Genomic DNA, 15,631 nt, shown 5'->3' on the forward strand with positions numbered 1-15,631 from the left:
TATCATCAGTAACCGATGTATGGACCCGGGTCGACCGCGTTCGGTTGCCCTGGCGCCCATTGTCCGCGATGCAATTCGAAGTGGAGATGCGGGCCGGTCGACCAGCCCGTGTTGCCGAGCGTGCCGACGGTCTGACCGGCGCCGACCGTCTGACCGGACGTGACCGTGATCGCATTGAGGTGCGCATAGACGGTCGTCCACACTTCCCCGCCGACGATATGGGACACGAAGACGACGTTGCCGTAACCGGTCGCCGGGGCCGCCTTGATGACGATGCCAGGTGCCGCTGCGACGATCGGTGTCCCGGTCGCATTGACGAGGTCGATGCCGCGATGCGACTCGGCCACGCCCGTGAGCGGGTTTTGACGAGGGCCGAACGGGCTCGACACGTAGCCGGATACCGGACGCACGAACGAGGTCGCCGGTCCCGTCACGTTCGTCGGCGCCTCTGCAGGCGGTGGTGGTGTCGGGGCTGGCGCCGGGGCGGTCGGCGCTTTGGCGTCCGCCCGCTTGTCCGCTTCCGCTTTGGCATCGGCCCGTGCTCTCGCCTCTGCCTCGGCTTTTGCCTGCGCTTCCGCTTGGGCCTTCGCCTTCGCTTCGGCCTCGGCGCGGGCGGCGGCTTCCCGCTCCGCTTGCGCGATCGCTTCGAGTTGACCGGCGATGATGCGGCTCTGCTCACTCATGAGCTCCTGTTCTTCTTCACGGCTCATCTTCTCGAGCTCGAGCAGTTCGACTTGTTCGTTCAGTTCCGACAACAAATCGCGCTTTTGTTCGGCGGCGACGTCGAGCGCTTGTTTCGTCACGACGAGTTCTCGCTCTTTCTGTTTAAGGAACGAGAGCTGGGTCCGCTGCCGTGCCTCGAGCGCTTCGAGCCGCTCGACTTCACTCATATAGCTATGTATGAGGTCCCGGTCCTGATCGGCGATCGTCTGCGCGGTCAATAGCCGCGTCACGAAGTCTCCGAATGAACGGGACTCAAAGACGACTTGGAGATAGGACCGGTCCTCGTGTATTTGAAGCACACGAAGGCGCTCACTAAGGAGCGACTTCTGGCTTTCGAGGTACTGCCCTTGAGCAGTGAGTTGATCACGGGTGACCTCGAGCTCGGTGCGCGCCGCGTCCGCTTCTTCCTGCTGGACGGCGATCTGTTCACTTAAGCCTTCGAGACGTTCATTGACGGCACGGATTTCTGTCGATACCGCGTCGCGTTCCGCCTCGGTGACTTCGAGCTCGGCGTCCGTCTCGTCTTGCGCTTTCTTGGATTCCTCCAATTGATTGGATAACCGATCTTGTCGTGCTTTCAGCGTGTCTTTCTCCGTCGCCCATACAGGCGAGGCAAGTAGCGTCAAACTTAATCCAAGCGCAAGCGAACGTTTCATCCGCCAACTCCTCCTCATATTTAAATTAGATTAGACTTTCAAGAATCGACCGAGCGATGTCGTCGAACCCCAGATCCCGATGAAGGCACCGAGCGCTAAGAGGACGAGTGACACTTGCGTCGTCAAAATCGATGGATCAATCAATTTAAATATATCACTATTCAGTTGATCTAGCGATGGTTGTAAAGCACTATATGCGACGTCATAACCGAAGTAGATGACGGCGATTGGGATGAGCGCACCGAATACTCCAAGGAGAAGCCCTTCGATGAAGAACGGCCAGCGGATAAAGCTGTTTTTCGCTCCGACGAGACGCATGATTTCGATTTCGCGACGGCGTGAGAAGATCGTCATCTTGATCGTGTTCGAGATGAGGAACATCGCCATGAGCGTGAGACCGACGATCAATACGAGTCCGCCGATGCGAATCCCGTTGAAGAAGGCGAACATCTTATCGATATAGTCCTGTCCATATGTGACCTTATCGACGTTCGCGAGTGATTGCACCGCGTCCGCGACCGTCTCCGTGTTGAGCGGGTCTGACGCCTTGACGATATAGCGGTCGTGGAGCGGGTTGTCTTTCTCGACCGTCCCGTAGGCGTTCGCATCTTCCCCGAGTTGGTTACGGAAGTTTTCCAGTTCATCCTCTTTCGAGCTGAACGTGACCGATGCGACGCCTGGAATCTGCTCTATATTCTCGCCGAGCTTCTCGACGTTCGCTTCTTCCGCGGTCCGAGTGACGAATACTTGGATCTCGACGTCGTTCTCGACGTTCTCTGAAATCTCATTGACGTTGAACATGACGAGGGCGAATACCCCGACGAGTAACAAGGTGATGGTAACGGCACTGATGGCCGCGAACGTCATCCAACCGTTGCGTAGTGTTCCCTTGAACCCTTCGCGCAGATGACGCAATCCACTTTTAAATATCATAGCCATATGCTCCTTTCTCTTCATCGCGTACGACTTTCCCGTTCTCGATCGCGATGACGCGATGGCGGATCTTGTCGACGATATCACGGTTGTGGGTCGCCATGACGATGGTCGCCCCGCGACGGTGAATCTCTTGGAAGACTTCCATGATGCCCCAAGCCGTGTCCGGGTCTAAGTTACCCGTCGGCTCGTCGGCGATGATGAGCTTTGGCTTATTGACGATGGCTCGAGCGATCGACACACGCTGTTGCTCCCCACCCGATAATTCATCCGGGTAATTGCGCGCCTTGTGCTTCAGTCCGACGAGGTTCAACACGTCCATAACCTGCTTGCGCATCGTATTCGTGTCGGCCTGAACGACTTCGAGCGCGAACGCCACGTTCTCATATACCGTCAATGACGGCAACAACTTATAGTCTTGGAAGATGACGCCGAGTTGACGGCGCAGTTTTGGGACGTGGCGGTTTTTCAGTTTGCCGACGTCGATCCCGTCAATCATGAGCTGACCACTCGACGGTTTCTCCTCCCGATATATCATTTTCATGAACGTCGATTTCCCGGCGCCGGATGGTCCGACGACGTATAAAAATTCGCCGTCTTCGATCTTCAAATCGAGGTCGTCGACTGCGACGACGCCGTTTGGATATACTTTGCTGACTTTTTGCATCGATATCATAACGTATTCCCTACCCTTTTTATATATTTTTCATGCATCTATCCTATTTCATGCATCTATGACGAAGATTGGATTAGTTAGTTAAGTGAATATTTTCGTCTAGCCTCTGTTCTACACGATAAGCACTCGTCCTGTCAAGGGACCCTGTTCGTGCCCACCTATCCAAAAAAGGCGACAGGCGATATTCTTCAAGCGCCTACAATTATAGCAATCGGACTTTTAAATAACCATTACAGGAATGTTTCAGTTGGATGGAGTTCGGTGTGAAATTGTCGCGTTGAAGAATGATTTCACGACTCGGACACAGATGATGAAACGCACATTCAAAAGATACCTGCATCTGTGAATGCTTCCACTGAATCATGGGCGCTTCATATTTAGTTAAAGGAAATGAAGACAAAAAAACCACGAGTCGCCTCGTGGTTCCCCATAATTATTTTTTCTCGGCGAGCCAAGCCGCGACGGCCGTGATCTCTTCTTCGTCCTCAATCACGTTCGCAGGCATGGCGCCTTTCCCGTTCTTGATGACTTCTTCGATTTCACTCGCCGATAGACGTGAACCGACGTCCGAAAGTTTCGGACCGCTCATGCCTTCTAGGTTTGCACCGTGGCAGGCCGCACAGTTTTGTGCGTAGACCGCTTCCGCGTCGACCGACGCCGTGTTCGCGCCGTCCCCGTTGCTCGTCGACTCTTCTTCATCGCCACCGCCGCACGCACCGAGCGTGAGCATGGCGCCAAGTCCAATCGCCATCATCCATTTCTTCATAATCAGGTTCCCCTCCTATGTCGTAGAAATAACCTACTTTTACCATTATAGCCGTTATGAACCGTTTTCTAACCTAACTCACGAAAAATACACAAAGATTCCACAACTTAGGGAACGTTGATATAGCGCTTATCGGACGTGAACCCTTGCCCCATCACCTCGTGCGCCTCGCTGAAGATCAGGAACGCGTCGGGGTCGATGCGGCGAATGATCTCTTTCAGCCGGCTCACTTCGTTCTGACGGACGACGACGAGCAACATCGGACGCTCGAGGCGCGAGTACGCCCCGATCGCTTGAATCTCTGTCGCGCCCCGGTCGAGCTCATCGAAGACGGCACGCGTGATGACGTCCCGCTTCTCCGAGATGACGTACGCCATCTTGTCCTGCGTGAAGCCGAGCTGGACGAAATCGATCATCTTGATCGTGATGAAGAGGGCGATGAGTGCATACAGTCCTGTCGTGAACGAGAACGTGACGGCAGCGACGAGGACGACCGCTCCGTCGAGGATGGCGATACAGAGATAGAGCGGGATGTGGGTGAACTTATGTAGAATCTGCGCGAGCAAATCCATCCCCCCGGTCGAGGCGCGCCCCCGGAAGATGAGGCCGAGCCCGATCCCGACACCGGCCCCGCCGAATACGGCAGCGAGCAGAGTGTCGTTGACGGCCGCCCCCGCGTCGATCGCTTCATAGAATAAGATCACGCCCGGCAAGAAAATCGACCCGACGAGCGACTTCACGCCGAATCCGAGACCGAGAATCATCCAGCCGACGAGCAGGAGCAACACGTTCGACACGAGCTGGAACGCCCCCGGCGAGATGTTGAACAGCTCGTACGTGATGATCGAGATGCCGCTGACGCCGCCCGAGGCGAGGTTGTTCGGCAACAGGAACAAGCTGAACGCCGAGGCGACGAAGACGGACCCGGTCAGTAAATAGATATAGTCTTTGACGATTTGCTTCATTAAAGGTTTTCTCCTCTACATACAACGTGGCCCAAAGACGTGAGTCCTTGAGCCACTTGCATCACATATTTGTCTTGCGGAGGTATGCGTCGATGAAGCCCATGATGTCGCCATCCATGACGCCGCTCGTGTTCCCGACTTCATAACTCGTGCGGTGGTCTTTGACCATCGCGTACGGGTGGAAGACGTACGAGCGGATTTGGCTGCCCCAACCGATGTCTGTCTTCTCGCCACGGATCTCATCGAGCTTGCGTTGCTGCTCGTCGAGTTCGCGTTGATACAGTTTCGCTTTAAGCATCTTCATCGCCGACTCACGGTTCTTGATTTGTGAACGCTCCGTCTGACACGAGACGACGACACCCGTCGGCACGTGTGTGATCCGGACGGCCGAGTCGGTCGTGTTGATGTGCTGACCGCCGGCGCCTGACGCGCGGTACGTATCGATTCGGAGGTCTTCGGTCTTGATGTCAACTTCGATGTCGTCATCGAACTCCGGCATGACGTCACACGAGACGAACGACGTATGACGGCGGCCCGACGAATCGAACGGCGAGATGCGCACCAAGCGGTGAATCCCTTTCTCCGCCTTCAAATAGCCGTAGGCGTTATGCCCGACGATGCGGAGCGTGACCGATTTGACGCCGGCCTCTTCGCCTGGCAGATAGTCGACCGTCTCGACTTTCCAGCCTTGCTTGTCCGCGAAGCGCTGATACATACGGAGGAGCATCGATGCCCAATCTTGTGACTCGGTACCGCCCGCCCCCGGGTGCAACTCGAGGATGGCGTTGTTCGCGTCATACGGTCCGTTCAAGAGGATCTCGAGTTCGAATGCGTCGAAATCGGCCTTGAGCGCCGTCACCATTTCCGAGAGTTCTTCTTGCATCTCAGCGTCCGGCTCTTCTTTGATGAGTTCAAGCGTGACTTCGCCGTCCTCATGGCCGTCCGCAAGCTGTTGATACTTGTCGACCATCGCTTTGAGCGCGTTCGACTCATCGATGACTTTTTGCGCCTTCTCTTGGCTGTCCCAGAAGTCTGGGTACGTCATCTCGTTCTCAAGCTCGGCGATGCGGGCCTGCTTCTCTGTCAAGTTGAGCGATTGGCGATAATTCTCGAGGCGTTTCGCCATCGCCTCGAGTTCGTTGCGAATATCTGAAATTTCCATAGTGTAGGTCACCTTTCCGTAGGAAAGAGGCGAGCGGGCTCGCCTCTTTCAAAATTAAGCCTGTTGTTTGCCGTGGCAGTTTTTGAACTTCTTGCCTGAACCACACCAGCACGGGTCGTTGCGCCCGAGCCGTTGGTCTTCAGAGCGACGGACCGGCTTTTTCTTCACCGGCGTGTCGTCCTTGCCAGACACCGCCACTTCCTCCTCGACGACTTTCTCGCGTCGGAGGTTGTCGCCGACTTCGGCACGGAGCACGAAGCCGGTCACTTCTTCGGAGATGGCCACGTTCATCGCATCGAACATATTGATCCCTTCCGCCTGATACTCACGGAGCGGGTCGTTCTGCCCGTAAGCGCGCAAGTGAATCCCTTGACGAAGCTGGTCCATATGGTCGATGTGCGCCATCCAGTGCGAATCGACGGCCCGGAGAACGATGATCTTCTCGAACTCGTTGAAGCGTTCCGGCGGCGCGAGTTGGCGTTTCGCCTCATACTGCGCGTTCGTGCGTTCGCTCAACAGCTCGATGATCTCTTCGCGCTCTTTGCCGAAGAAGTCCTTGCCTTCGACCGGTTGCTCCAGGGCGAGCGTCTGGTTGGCCCAGTGCGCGAGTTCCTCGATGTTCCACTCTTCCGGCACGAGTTCGAGCGGCGTATATTGCGCCACGCCCGTCTCGACCGTCTCTTGAATCATCGAACGGACGATGTCCGTGACCGATTCGTTCTCGAGGATGCTGGCCCGGTCTTTGTACATGACTTTCCGTTGGTCGGCCATGACGTTATCGTAGCCGAGGAGCTGCTTCCGTGCGTCATAGTTGTTGCCTTCGACACGTTTTTGAGCCGACTCGACCGCTTTCGAGACCATGCGGCTCTCGATCGGTTGCGTGTCGTCCATGCCGAGGCGCTCCATCATGCTCTGGAGGCTGTCGGTACCGAAGCGGCGCATAAGTTCGTCTTCGAGTGACAAGTAGAACTGGGATTTACCCGGGTCCCCTTGTCGTCCGGCCCGTCCACGGAGCTGGTTGTCGATCCGGCGCGATTCGTGGCGCTCGGTCCCGACGATGTATAATCCGCCGAGCTCGATGACGCCTTCGCCGAGCTTGATGTCGGTACCGCGTCCGGCCATGTTCGTCGCAATCGTGACCGCACCTTTTTGTCCGGCGTTCTCGACGATTTCGGCTTCACGAGCGTGGTTCTTCGCGTTCAACACTTCGTGTTTGACCTTCTTCTTCGAGAGGAGCTTGCTCAAATACTCCGACGTCTCGACGGCGACCGTCCCGACGAGGACCGGTTGTCCCGTCGCGTGGGCTGCCATGATTTCGTCGACGACGGCTTTGAACTTGCCTTCCATCGATTTGAAGATGAGGTCCGAACGGTCTTCCCGAAGGATCGGTTTGTTCGTCGGGATCGTCACGACCTGCATGTTGTAGATGTTACGGAACTCTTCTTCCTCCGTCTTCGCCGTCCCGGTCATCCCGGCCAGCTTCTCATACATGCGGAAGTAATTCTGATACGTGATCGTCGCGAGCGTCATCGATTCGCGTTGAATCTCGACGCCTTCTTTCGCCTCGATCGCCTGGTGCAACCCTTCCGAGTAGCGGCGTCCGTCCATGACCCGACCTGTGAACTGGTCGATGATCATGACTTGGCCGTCGCGGACCATATAGTCGACGTCATGATGCATGACGGCGTTGGCACGAAGGGCGAGCCCGACGTGGTGGTTGACCGAGACGTGCTCGATCGCGAACAAGTTGTCGATGCCGAAGAACTTCTCGGCGAGGTCGACCCCTTTGTCCGTCAAGAGGACCGATTTCGTCTTCACGTCGACCGTGTAGTCGTCCTCGATCTTGAGCGTCCGCACGAACGCGTCGGCCCGTGTATAGAGTTCTGTCGATTTTTGAGCCGATCCCGAGATGATGAGCGGGGTCCGCGCCTCATCGACGAGAATCGAGTCGACTTCATCGACGATCGTGAAGTAGAGCTCGCGTTGGACACGGTCTTCTTTATAAAGGACCATGTTGTCACGCAAATAATCGAAACCGAGCTCGTTGTTCGTCGAGTACGTGATGTCACAGTTGTATGCCGCCTGCTTCTCGACGCGGTCCATGTTCGACACGTTGAGGCCGACCGAGAGACCGAGCGCGAAGTAGAGCGGTTCCATGAGTTCTTTGTCACGGCGGGCCAAGTATTCGTTGACCGTCACGACGTGGACGCCGCGGCCCGTGAGCGCGTTCAAGTACACCGGGAGGGTCGCGACGAGCGTCTTCCCTTCCCCGGTCTTCATCTCGGCGATGTCGCCGTTATGGAGCACGTAGCCCCCGATGAGCTGGACACGGTAGTGGCGCATGCCGAGCACGCGCTCGGACGCCTCACGGCAGACCGCGAACGCTTCTGGCAAAATATCGTCAAGCGTCTCGCCCTTGTCCAAACGCTCCCGGAACTCAATCGACTTCGCCTGAAGTGCTTCGTCAGACAATGCCTTGATCGGTTCGGCGAACGACTCGACGAGGTCGGCCGCTTTTTCTGCTTTTTTCAATACTCGTTTCTGTGGAGCAAATAAATCTTTCAAAAAGTTCGCCATACGCTTTATCTCCTCTGCATTCACTGAAAAATGCATGTTTTTTCCCTAATGTACAGTTTAACCGAAGTGACCCTTGCTTTCAAGGAAAGGCAAAAGGAAACGGCCCTCCGAGTCGGAGGGCCGTGTGGTTTCAAGGTTGAATTATTCTGGTTCGATCAAGCCGTATTTGCCGTCTTTACGACGGTAGACGACGTTCGTGTTGCCCGTCTCTGCGTCTGAGAAGACGAAGAAGCTGTGACCGAGCATGTCCATCTGAAGAATCGCTTCTTCCGTGTCCATCGGTTTGAGCGTGAAACGCTTCGTCCGCACGAGTTCGAGTTCTGCCTCGTCCTCGTCATAGACGACCACGTCTTCGGGACCTTCGAGTGATTTGAAGTACTCGCCGATACCGCCATCTTTGGCACGCGATTTACGGTTGAGTTTCGTTTTGTGTTTACGGATTTGACGTTCCAATTTGTCGACGACGAGGTCGATTGCCGCGTACATGTCGAGGTTGGTCTCCTCAGCACGGAGCAACAAGTTCGGCATCGGGATCGTCACTTCCACTTTTTGTTTCTCATTGTACACTTTCAAGTTGACGTAAGCCGTCTGTGCATCCGTAGGAGTTGTGAAATACCGAGTCAATTTGTCCAGCTTTTTCTCGACATAGTCTTGGATGGCTGGTGTGACTTCAATGTTTTCGCCGCGAATGTTATAAATCATCTGAACTCCTCCTTAAAATAACCGCTTGACCCAATGATTCGTCAGATTGGACCGAATCTCCTGCTTCATTTCTGAAAAGAAAGTGGAACCAGGTGGCTCATATATAGTATACCCCGAATCCGAATCGTTTGAAAACGTTATCATCAGAAAATAATGACAATTTTGTTCCGACAGGTCCGTCTTCCACGTGAATCGGTAGTATAGAAACAAACTACCCGTTTTACCCGTTCTTAAACGCGATTTTGATTGGGAAGGACATTATGTGAGAAAAACAAAAAAGTCGGCCCCGTTAGGAGCCGACTCGTGGTTCGAAATTATAATTTTGTAACGTTAGCCGCTTGTGGGCCACGCTCGCCATCAACGATTTCAAACTCTACCTCTTGACCTTCGTCAAGTGATTTGTAGCCGTCAGTTTGGATTGCTGAGAAGTGTACGAATACGTCTTTGCCGCCTTCTACTTCGATGAATCCAAAACCTTTTTCTGAGTTAAACCATTTTACTTTACCTACCATGTGTAAATCCATTCCTTTCACCATTGAAGAATACAGAGGCTTTCCCTCTATCGGTAATCTTACCACCTTCTTGCAGGCGTGACAAACACTTTCTCAATTTTTTGCAAACGAATGCTCATTTGGCTTACATTGGAATTGTATTTCCCTACTTTTCATATCGCCTTATTGAATTTACATATTTTGTGATATATCATGGAAGGGATGATTTAGGTTTGTGTTCCATCTGTTATGGCCGAGCCTGAAAATCCAATACGAAAAGGACGGTGCAGCTGTATGCGCCCCTACCATTCCGAGGAGAAATACCGGATCACGAAACGGACGGTGGCGATTTTGCCATGTCGAGACATGACGATGCAATCGCGGATCATTCTCGAGGACGGATCTGAGATCATGACGCCGCTCCGGCCCTACCAGCTGTTGCAGCTCTCGTGCCGCCAGTACAGCAGTTCGATCGAGGAACGCATCTTCGTTGCCAAGCGCGTCGCCGGTGTCAAAGGCAAAGTGCCTGTCGTCATCGAACCGACATCCGGGCTCGTCTTCTTCCCGACGAAGTCCCCGAAGCGCCCTGATTGCGAATGGTACGCCTGGTCCCACATCCGTGACATCTCGAGTGACCCGCTAGAGCCGAACGGCTCGGTCGTCACCCAGGACGGGCACCGGATTCAAACGAACGCGACCGCGTACGTCCTCCGCAACCAGCTGAAAGCGACGGGCGAACTCGTCGCTCGGTTTCAACAATTGAACCAGAACGCCTTGCTCGAATCCTGACCCTTCCGTCGTCCGACGGGAGGTTTTTTTTCTGTCGGTTTCGCTTCACTTTTTGAAAAAGAGGTCGATATATTGGTCGAGGTGACAACTATGCAAATCCAAGCCCCTTTGACCGCGGCCGTCGCGGTCACGGCCGGTATCCAAACGAACCGGGTCTATAAGGCCGAACTCGTCAAACAGACCGGACCCGACTCCGGCATCGTTAAAATCAACGGCGAGCACGTCGAGGTCACGTTCGAAGGCGGGCTCCCGAAGACGAACCCGTTCCAATTGACGCTCGCCGAACAAGACGGCCAGCTAATCGGGACGATCGTCGTCAAGCCTGAGCCGGAGACGCCGGACACTTCGAGCGGCCAACCGGTGAAACTCGATACGAAGATTCAGGCGTTGCTCGCGTCGCTACCGCCCGAGGTGCGGAGCGCCGTCAGCCGCCTGCTCCAATCAGGACGGTTACCGATGAACGAGGACACGGTGCGACTGCTCGAGACCGTCTTTAAAGGTGACCTGCGCGATGCGGTCCTTTGGCTAAAGGCGATCGAGGCACCGACGCTCCCGCGTGACGTCGCCCGCGACATCGCCGTCGCGTCATTAGATGAAGCGAGACAACTGGTGACTCGTCCGGCGCCCGACGCCCCGTACCCGCAGAAAGAACGCTTCATCGAGCACGTCAACTTGTCGCGTCCCGTCAGCGAGCGTTTGACACCGACACCGGAGACGGTCGACCGACTCATCAACGAGTTGCCGGAGCCTCGCCCGACGCGAATCGAGCCGCGCGAGGCGTTACCGCCTGTCCTCGGCCGACCGGTGCTCGTCAAAGAAGTGACGACACATCTCGCGACCGTGACGAACACGTTCCGAAACGAGCAAGTGACGGTCACGAAACAGCTCGGCCAAGTCGCCGCCCTCGTCGAGACGAACCCGCATCAGGCTCGCCCCGCGCTCGAGACGGTGTCGACACGGCTGACGCAACTCATCCAAAAGACGGACGCCTTGTTACATACGAGCGCGACCCAAGAGAAGGCGCTCGTCGCGATGACGGCGAAACTCGACGTCGCCCTCGGGCTGCTGTCGACGAAACCTGCCGAGAGCGCCGCGCTCATTAAAGAAGTGCGCACCAGCTTGAACGAGTTCCGCTACGTGCCGAACCATGTCCGGCTCGAATACATCCCGCACCAGGCGACCCGCGCCGGCGAACTGCCGCGCGTCACACCGTTCAAGGTCGATCCGAACTTATCCGGCCGCGTCATCCAAGAGACGGCGCAGCGCGTCCAGGCGTCGACATTGTCATTGAAAGCTGACGCGGCGACACCTGAAGCGCAGCGGCTCGCCTCGTTCTTCCAAGTCCAACAGACGCTGAACCGGCTCGACGGCGGGCAGCTCCAGCAGCTCATCCTCGCCTTGCCGGCGAAAGTCCAAGAGATCGACACCGGTATCCACGTCCATATCCAAAACCGTGAGGCCGGCGACGTCGTCGACTGGGAGAACAGCGTGCTCTATATCCGGCTCGAGACACCACGTCTCGGAGAGATCGGCGTCAAACTCGAGGCGATCGACCGGAATCTGCGGCTCACGCTCGAACACGATGACCCGGCCGTTGAGACGCTCGCCAAGCCGCTTCTCGGCAAAATCGAGACGACGCTCGAAGCGATCGGTTACCGGAGCGTGACCACCCAGTTCCGCCCATTGACGAAGACGGACCGACCGGAGATCGAGCGTCCTACGCTCGAGACGACCGGCTATGATTTCCGCATCTAGGAGGCTGTTATGTATCAACGTATGGATTTGACGAAACGCAAGACGGCCGCCGTCGTCCGCTATGACGAGACGATCGACCGGGCCCCGGTCATCGTCGCCCGTGGAACAGGCGCCGTCGCCGATAAAATTTTAGATGAGGCAAGATCGCGCGGCGTCGCCATCGAGCACGACCACTCGCTCCTTGGCCACCTGCTCGACCTCGACCTCGGGGACGCGATTCCGCCCCAACTGTATGACGTCATGGCCGAAGTGCTATTACTGATTGAAGAACTCGACACCATCAAAGGAGACCCATCATGAACCCGAACCGACTATACGAAATGAGCCCGGAAGAGCTGACCCAAGCGATGCTCCACGCGCTCGTCTATCACTATGAACAAGCCCAGACGGCGACAATCGCCGAACGCAACCGCCATTTGCGCCAAGCGCGCGAACTGCTCGCGAAGCTTCATCAAGGACTCCACGACGGCGGCGGCATCATCTCGGCCCAACTCGATGAGCTTTACTTGTATATGGCGAAATCGAGCCTCGAGGCGTTGATCGAACAAGACATGGACAAAATCGAGGAGCTTCACGGTCTCGCGACCGAGCTCGACAAGACGTGGGGCGAGGCGATTGAAAACGCTCGTCTTCAACCCGTACCTTCAGGAGGAAACCGTTATGAAAATTACCAATAACGTGCAAGCACTCAAAGCGTACTCGTCACTCACGCTCAACCAGGCGACGATGAAAAAGACGATGGACCGCCTCTCGAGCGGCGTCCGCATCAACAAGGCGTCCGACGACGCGGCCGGGCTCGCCATCTCCGAGAAGATGCGCATCCGTCTCGACTCGCTGTCGATGGCCGAACGCAACACCCTCGACGGCATCTCGCTCACGCAGACGCTCGAAGGCGGGATGAGCGAGACGCACGCCCTCCTGCAACGGATGCGCGAGCTGTCGGTCCAAGCGTCGAATGGTACGCTCAGCGGTGATGACGCCAAAGCGATCCAAGACGAGATCACGGCGCTCACGGCTGAAGTGACCCGGATCGCCGAGACGACCGAGTTCAACTCGAAGAAGATCATGAACGGTGACTTTATCGCCGGCAATGAGACACTCTTCTTCCAACTCGGGGCCGGCAGCGGCGAAGGCGTCGTCTTGAACGTCGACGACATGCGCGCCCGTGCACTCGGAATCGACGGACTGGATGTAACGACGCAAGGTGGCGCCAATGACGCCATCGCCAAGTTCGACGCCGCGATTCAAAAGGTCTCGCTCGAACGCTCGAAGCTCGGTGCCATCCAGAACCGGCTCGAGGCGAACGTGAGCGTCGTCACGATCGGGTCTGAGAACTTGACGGCATCCGAGTCCCGCATCCGCGACGCCGACATGGCACGCGAGATGATGGACTTCGCCCGCCTCAACATCTTGAACCAGTCCGGCATGGCGATGATCGCCCAATCGAATGCATTGCCGCAAGGCGTGCTACAATTGTTGAACTAACTTAAGGAAGGACGGATCCTATGGACATTCGTCGCATCATGGAGACGCAGTCGCTTCACGGCGCCGGGAAGGCGAAACGCCCCGAGGCTGAGCCTGGCGTCTCGTTCCAGAACGTCATCGGCCAAAAACGGGAGGACCGCGAGCACGAGCGCTTCCAGCGCCAAATCGCGGCCATCCACGAGAAAGGCGAACTCCTCGCCGAGAGCCAGACCGTCGAGTCGCTCGCTGAATATAAGCAACTCATTAAAGACTTTATGAAAGACGCCGTTGACGCGGCGCTCCGCCTCGAGGACAAGCGTGGCTTCAACCGTCGCGGCCGGGCCAAAATCTACAAGATCGTCGAGCAGGTCGACCAGAAATTATTGGCTTTGACAGACCAAGTCATCTCGGGCGAGGCATCTCGCTTGTCACTTCTCGACCAAGTCGGTGAGATTCGCGGTCTGCTCGTCAACGTATACGTGTGAGGTGAGAGAATGGCAGAACATATCTTTTCGAAAAAAGTGAAATGTCCGTATTGTTTGAAGCAGAGCGAGACGCCACGCGTCCTGTCGCGCCACATCCGGCCACAGGAAGTCGCGAAGGACGGATACACGACGTACGACGGTGCCAACCCGTACTTTTATGAGCCGACCGTCTGCAGTCACTGTCACCTCGTGTTTCATGACTCATTCGACAAGGTGCGAAAGACGAATCGCGAGGCGCTCGAGTCGGGCTACTTCGACCGTGTCAACGCCGAGGCGCTCACAGGCGATCGCTCGACCGAGCACGTCATCCGGCTCTACAAGTTCGCCGTCGTGACGGCCCAATTGAGCGGCCAGAAACCGTCCGTCGTCGCCATGCTCGGGATGCGACTCGTCTGGATGTACCGCCTGACGGGCGACGAGGCGTCCGAGAAGGAATGGATGAGACGGACGCTCGATAAATACAACGAGGTGCAAGAGGCGTACACGGACCAAGTCCGGACCGGTCTGCCGTACGACCAGCTCATGCTGCGGATCGCCGACTTGTCGGCCGCGCTCGGTCTGTATGAGGACGCAAGGCGTTGGTACGGCATCTTGCTCGGCAGCAAGGAAGTATCGGAACGGATCCGTACCCAGGCGCGGTCACATTGGGAAGACTTTCGAATCGAAAACGCCTAAAAGGGAGAGCCGCGGCTCTCCCTTTTCGCATACAAAAAACGCGCTCATCCACTCACGGACAAACGCGGTCGGTTCTCTTCACGGGTGAACCCCCAAACCGAAAGGAGATATACGCGACATGACTCGCATCAAAACCTAAACAGGGCACCCAAGAACCGATCGCGCGGTGGCGTCTTTCACGGTTCATCTTTAGTATAAAATGTTTTTTGTTATTTTACTATTGTTTTTTATTCACTGTTAGAAGAAGGTATTCTAGTGATGAATCTAAAGGAGGTCATTCCATGTTCGAAGCCCGCTATATCGAAACGGTTCGCTCGATTTTCCAGGAACAGAAACAGCTCGCCGAGGACGCGTTTAATCAAGTGAACGATGAGGACATGCACCGTGTGCTCGCGAAAGACACGCTCTCGCTCACGGTCATCGTGCAACACATGTCGAACAATATGTTGTCGCGCTGGACCGACTTTTTGACGACGGACGGCGAGAAACCTGACCGAAACCGTGACGCCGAGTTCGAGGACCAACAACAGTCCCGCGCCGAACTGATGGCGACATGGGACGAACGTTGGCAACTGTTGGACGACGTATTGGCGAGCCTCACGCCGGAAGACCTCGGTAAGACCGTCTTCATCCGTGGTGAAGAGAAGACCGTCATCTGGGCGATTGAGAAGCAAGTGTCGCACTACAGCTATCACGTCGGACAGATTGTCTTTCTTGCAAAAGTATTCGCCGGGGAGAACTGGAACGTGTTGACGATCCCATTGCCGCATCAACGACAATAAGAGAATGCGCATCGCGAAGATGCGCGTTCT

At 56.0% G+C, this 15,631-nt stretch carries 17 protein-coding genes; 8 read left to right on the plus strand and 9 right to left on the minus strand.

Annotated features, from left to right (window positions below):
* Nucleotides 1-5 precede the first annotated feature (5 nt).
* The 9 genes from KNP06_RS00570 to cspD form a co-directional block, all read right to left on the minus strand.
* The gene (locus KNP06_RS00570; protein ID WP_214711547.1) at nt 6-1,379 is read right to left on the minus strand and encodes a murein hydrolase activator EnvC family protein; all 1,374 of its coding nucleotides are present in this window, start codon (nt 1,377-1,379) and stop codon (nt 6-8) included.
* Between the two features lie 30 nt (nt 1,380-1,409).
* Complete coding sequence (gene ftsX / locus KNP06_RS00575) at nt 1,410-2,312, minus strand: permease-like cell division protein FtsX (protein ID WP_214711550.1); 903 nt, start codon at nt 2,310-2,312, stop codon at nt 1,410-1,412.
* Nucleotides 2,302-2,988 (minus strand): cell division ATP-binding protein FtsE, encoded by a 687-nt coding sequence (gene ftsE / locus KNP06_RS00580; protein WP_138859062.1) that lies wholly within the window; start codon nt 2,986-2,988, stop codon nt 2,302-2,304. The genes ftsX and ftsE overlap by 11 nt, the downstream gene beginning before the upstream one ends.
* 433 nt (nt 2,989-3,421) lie before the next feature.
* The gene (gene cccB, locus KNP06_RS00585; protein ID WP_021065416.1) at nt 3,422-3,754 is read right to left on the minus strand and encodes a cytochrome c551; all 333 of its coding nucleotides are present in this window, start codon (nt 3,752-3,754) and stop codon (nt 3,422-3,424) included.
* A gap of 107 nt (nt 3,755-3,861) precedes the next feature.
* Entirely contained in the window at nt 3,862-4,719 is an 858-nt protein-coding gene (locus KNP06_RS00590) for a YitT family protein (RefSeq protein WP_214711552.1), read from the minus strand.
* 61 nt (nt 4,720-4,780) lie between these two features.
* The gene (prfB, locus tag KNP06_RS00595; RefSeq protein ID WP_214711554.1) at nt 4,781-5,881 is read right to left on the minus strand and encodes a peptide chain release factor 2; all 1,101 of its coding nucleotides are present in this window, start codon (nt 5,879-5,881) and stop codon (nt 4,781-4,783) included.
* 54 nt (nt 5,882-5,935) lie between these two features.
* The gene (gene secA, locus KNP06_RS00600; protein WP_138859058.1) at nt 5,936-8,458 is read right to left on the minus strand and encodes a preprotein translocase subunit SecA; all 2,523 of its coding nucleotides are present in this window, start codon (nt 8,456-8,458) and stop codon (nt 5,936-5,938) included.
* Nucleotides 8,459-8,599: 141 nt separating this feature from the next.
* Complete coding sequence (gene hpf / locus KNP06_RS00605; RefSeq protein WP_021065412.1) at nt 8,600-9,160, minus strand: ribosome hibernation-promoting factor, HPF/YfiA family; 561 nt, start codon at nt 9,158-9,160, stop codon at nt 8,600-8,602.
* Nucleotides 9,161-9,474: 314 nt separating this feature from the next.
* Entirely contained in the window at nt 9,475-9,672 is a 198-nt protein-coding gene (cspD, locus tag KNP06_RS00610; RefSeq protein ID WP_021065411.1) for a cold-shock protein CspD, read from the minus strand.
* A gap of 273 nt (nt 9,673-9,945) precedes the next feature.
* On the opposite strand from cspD, the gene KNP06_RS00615 reads away from it, so the two are divergent.
* The 8 genes from KNP06_RS00615 (at nt 9,946) to KNP06_RS00650 (ending at nt 15,601) form a co-directional block, all read left to right on the plus strand.
* Nucleotides 9,946-10,440: a competence protein ComK gene (locus KNP06_RS00615; RefSeq protein ID WP_214707226.1), complete on the plus strand. Its 495-nt coding sequence runs from the start codon at nt 9,946-9,948 to the stop codon at nt 10,438-10,440.
* A 90-nt stretch (nt 10,441-10,530) separates the two neighbouring features.
* Nucleotides 10,531-12,195: a hypothetical protein gene (locus tag KNP06_RS00620; protein WP_251129709.1), complete on the plus strand. Its 1,665-nt coding sequence runs from the start codon at nt 10,531-10,533 to the stop codon at nt 12,193-12,195.
* 9 nt (nt 12,196-12,204) lie between these two features.
* A complete protein-coding gene (locus KNP06_RS00625; protein ID WP_029595031.1) occupies nt 12,205-12,495 on the plus strand; it encodes an EscU/YscU/HrcU family type III secretion system export apparatus switch protein in 291 nt (96 codons plus the stop codon).
* Nucleotides 12,492-12,872 carry a flagellar export chaperone FliS gene (locus KNP06_RS00630; protein ID WP_214711557.1) on the plus strand — a complete coding sequence of 127 codons (381 nt, stop codon included), beginning with the start codon at nt 12,492-12,494 and terminating at the stop codon, nt 12,870-12,872. Before KNP06_RS00625 ends, KNP06_RS00630 begins: the two co-directional genes overlap by 4 nt.
* Nucleotides 12,856-13,680 carry a flagellin N-terminal helical domain-containing protein gene (locus KNP06_RS00635; protein WP_214711559.1) on the plus strand — a complete coding sequence of 275 codons (825 nt, stop codon included), beginning with the start codon at nt 12,856-12,858 and terminating at the stop codon, nt 13,678-13,680. Before KNP06_RS00630 ends, KNP06_RS00635 begins: the two co-directional genes overlap by 17 nt.
* Before the next feature lie 20 nt (nt 13,681-13,700).
* On the plus strand, nt 13,701-14,144 hold the full coding sequence (locus KNP06_RS00640) for a YaaR family protein (RefSeq protein WP_029595028.1): 444 nt from the start codon (nt 13,701-13,703) through the stop codon (nt 14,142-14,144).
* 9 nt (nt 14,145-14,153) lie between these two features.
* Entirely contained in the window at nt 14,154-14,819 is a 666-nt protein-coding gene (locus KNP06_RS00645; RefSeq protein WP_214711561.1) for a DUF2225 domain-containing protein, read from the plus strand.
* Between the two features lie 281 nt (nt 14,820-15,100).
* On the plus strand, nt 15,101-15,601 hold the full coding sequence (locus tag KNP06_RS00650; RefSeq protein WP_214711563.1) for a DUF1572 family protein: 501 nt from the start codon (nt 15,101-15,103) through the stop codon (nt 15,599-15,601).
* Nucleotides 15,602-15,631: the final 30 nt, after the last annotated feature.

The organism is Exiguobacterium sp. s21, assembly GCF_018617975.1.
Taxonomy (GTDB): Bacteria; Bacillota; Bacilli; order Exiguobacteriales; family Exiguobacteriaceae; genus Exiguobacterium; species Exiguobacterium mexicanum_A.

Bases quoted from the DNA above. Each gene is read 5' to 3' on its own strand.
- cspD (WP_021065411.1), bottom strand. From the start codon at position 9,672: ATGGTAGGTAAAGTAAAATGGTTTAACTCAGAAAAAGGTTTTGGATTC.
- KNP06_RS00615 (WP_214707226.1), top strand. From the start codon at position 9,946: ATGCGCCCCTACCATTCCGAGGAGAAATACCGGATCACGAAACGGACG.
- KNP06_RS00620 (WP_251129709.1), top strand. From the start codon at position 10,531: ATGCAAATCCAAGCCCCTTTGACCGCGGCCGTCGCGGTCACGGCCGGT.
- KNP06_RS00590 (WP_214711552.1), bottom strand. From the start codon at position 4,719: ATGAAGCAAATCGTCAAAGACTATATCTATTTACTGACCGGGTCCGTC.
- KNP06_RS00570 (WP_214711547.1), bottom strand. From the start codon at position 1,379: ATGAAACGTTCGCTTGCGCTTGGATTAAGTTTGACGCTACTTGCCTCG.
- KNP06_RS00635 (WP_214711559.1), top strand. From the start codon at position 12,856: ATGAAAATTACCAATAACGTGCAAGCACTCAAAGCGTACTCGTCACTC.
- cccB (WP_021065416.1), bottom strand. From the start codon at position 3,754: ATGAAGAAATGGATGATGGCGATTGGACTTGGCGCCATGCTCACGCTC.
- ftsX (WP_214711550.1), bottom strand. From the start codon at position 2,312: ATGATATTTAAAAGTGGATTGCGTCATCTGCGCGAAGGGTTCAAGGGA.
- hpf (WP_021065412.1), bottom strand. From the start codon at position 9,160: ATGATTTATAACATTCGCGGCGAAAACATTGAAGTCACACCAGCCATC.
- KNP06_RS00645 (WP_214711561.1), top strand. From the start codon at position 14,154: ATGGCAGAACATATCTTTTCGAAAAAAGTGAAATGTCCGTATTGTTTG.
- KNP06_RS00640 (WP_029595028.1), top strand. From the start codon at position 13,701: ATGGACATTCGTCGCATCATGGAGACGCAGTCGCTTCACGGCGCCGGG.
- secA (WP_138859058.1), bottom strand. From the start codon at position 8,458: ATGGCGAACTTTTTGAAAGATTTATTTGCTCCACAGAAACGAGTATTG.
- ftsE (WP_138859062.1), bottom strand. From the start codon at position 2,988: ATGATATCGATGCAAAAAGTCAGCAAAGTATATCCAAACGGCGTCGTC.
- KNP06_RS00630 (WP_214711557.1), top strand. From the start codon at position 12,492: ATGAACCCGAACCGACTATACGAAATGAGCCCGGAAGAGCTGACCCAA.
- KNP06_RS00650 (WP_214711563.1), top strand. From the start codon at position 15,101: ATGTTCGAAGCCCGCTATATCGAAACGGTTCGCTCGATTTTCCAGGAA.
- KNP06_RS00625 (WP_029595031.1), top strand. From the start codon at position 12,205: ATGTATCAACGTATGGATTTGACGAAACGCAAGACGGCCGCCGTCGTC.
- prfB (WP_214711554.1), bottom strand. From the start codon at position 5,881: ATGGAAATTTCAGATATTCGCAACGAACTCGAGGCGATGGCGAAACGC.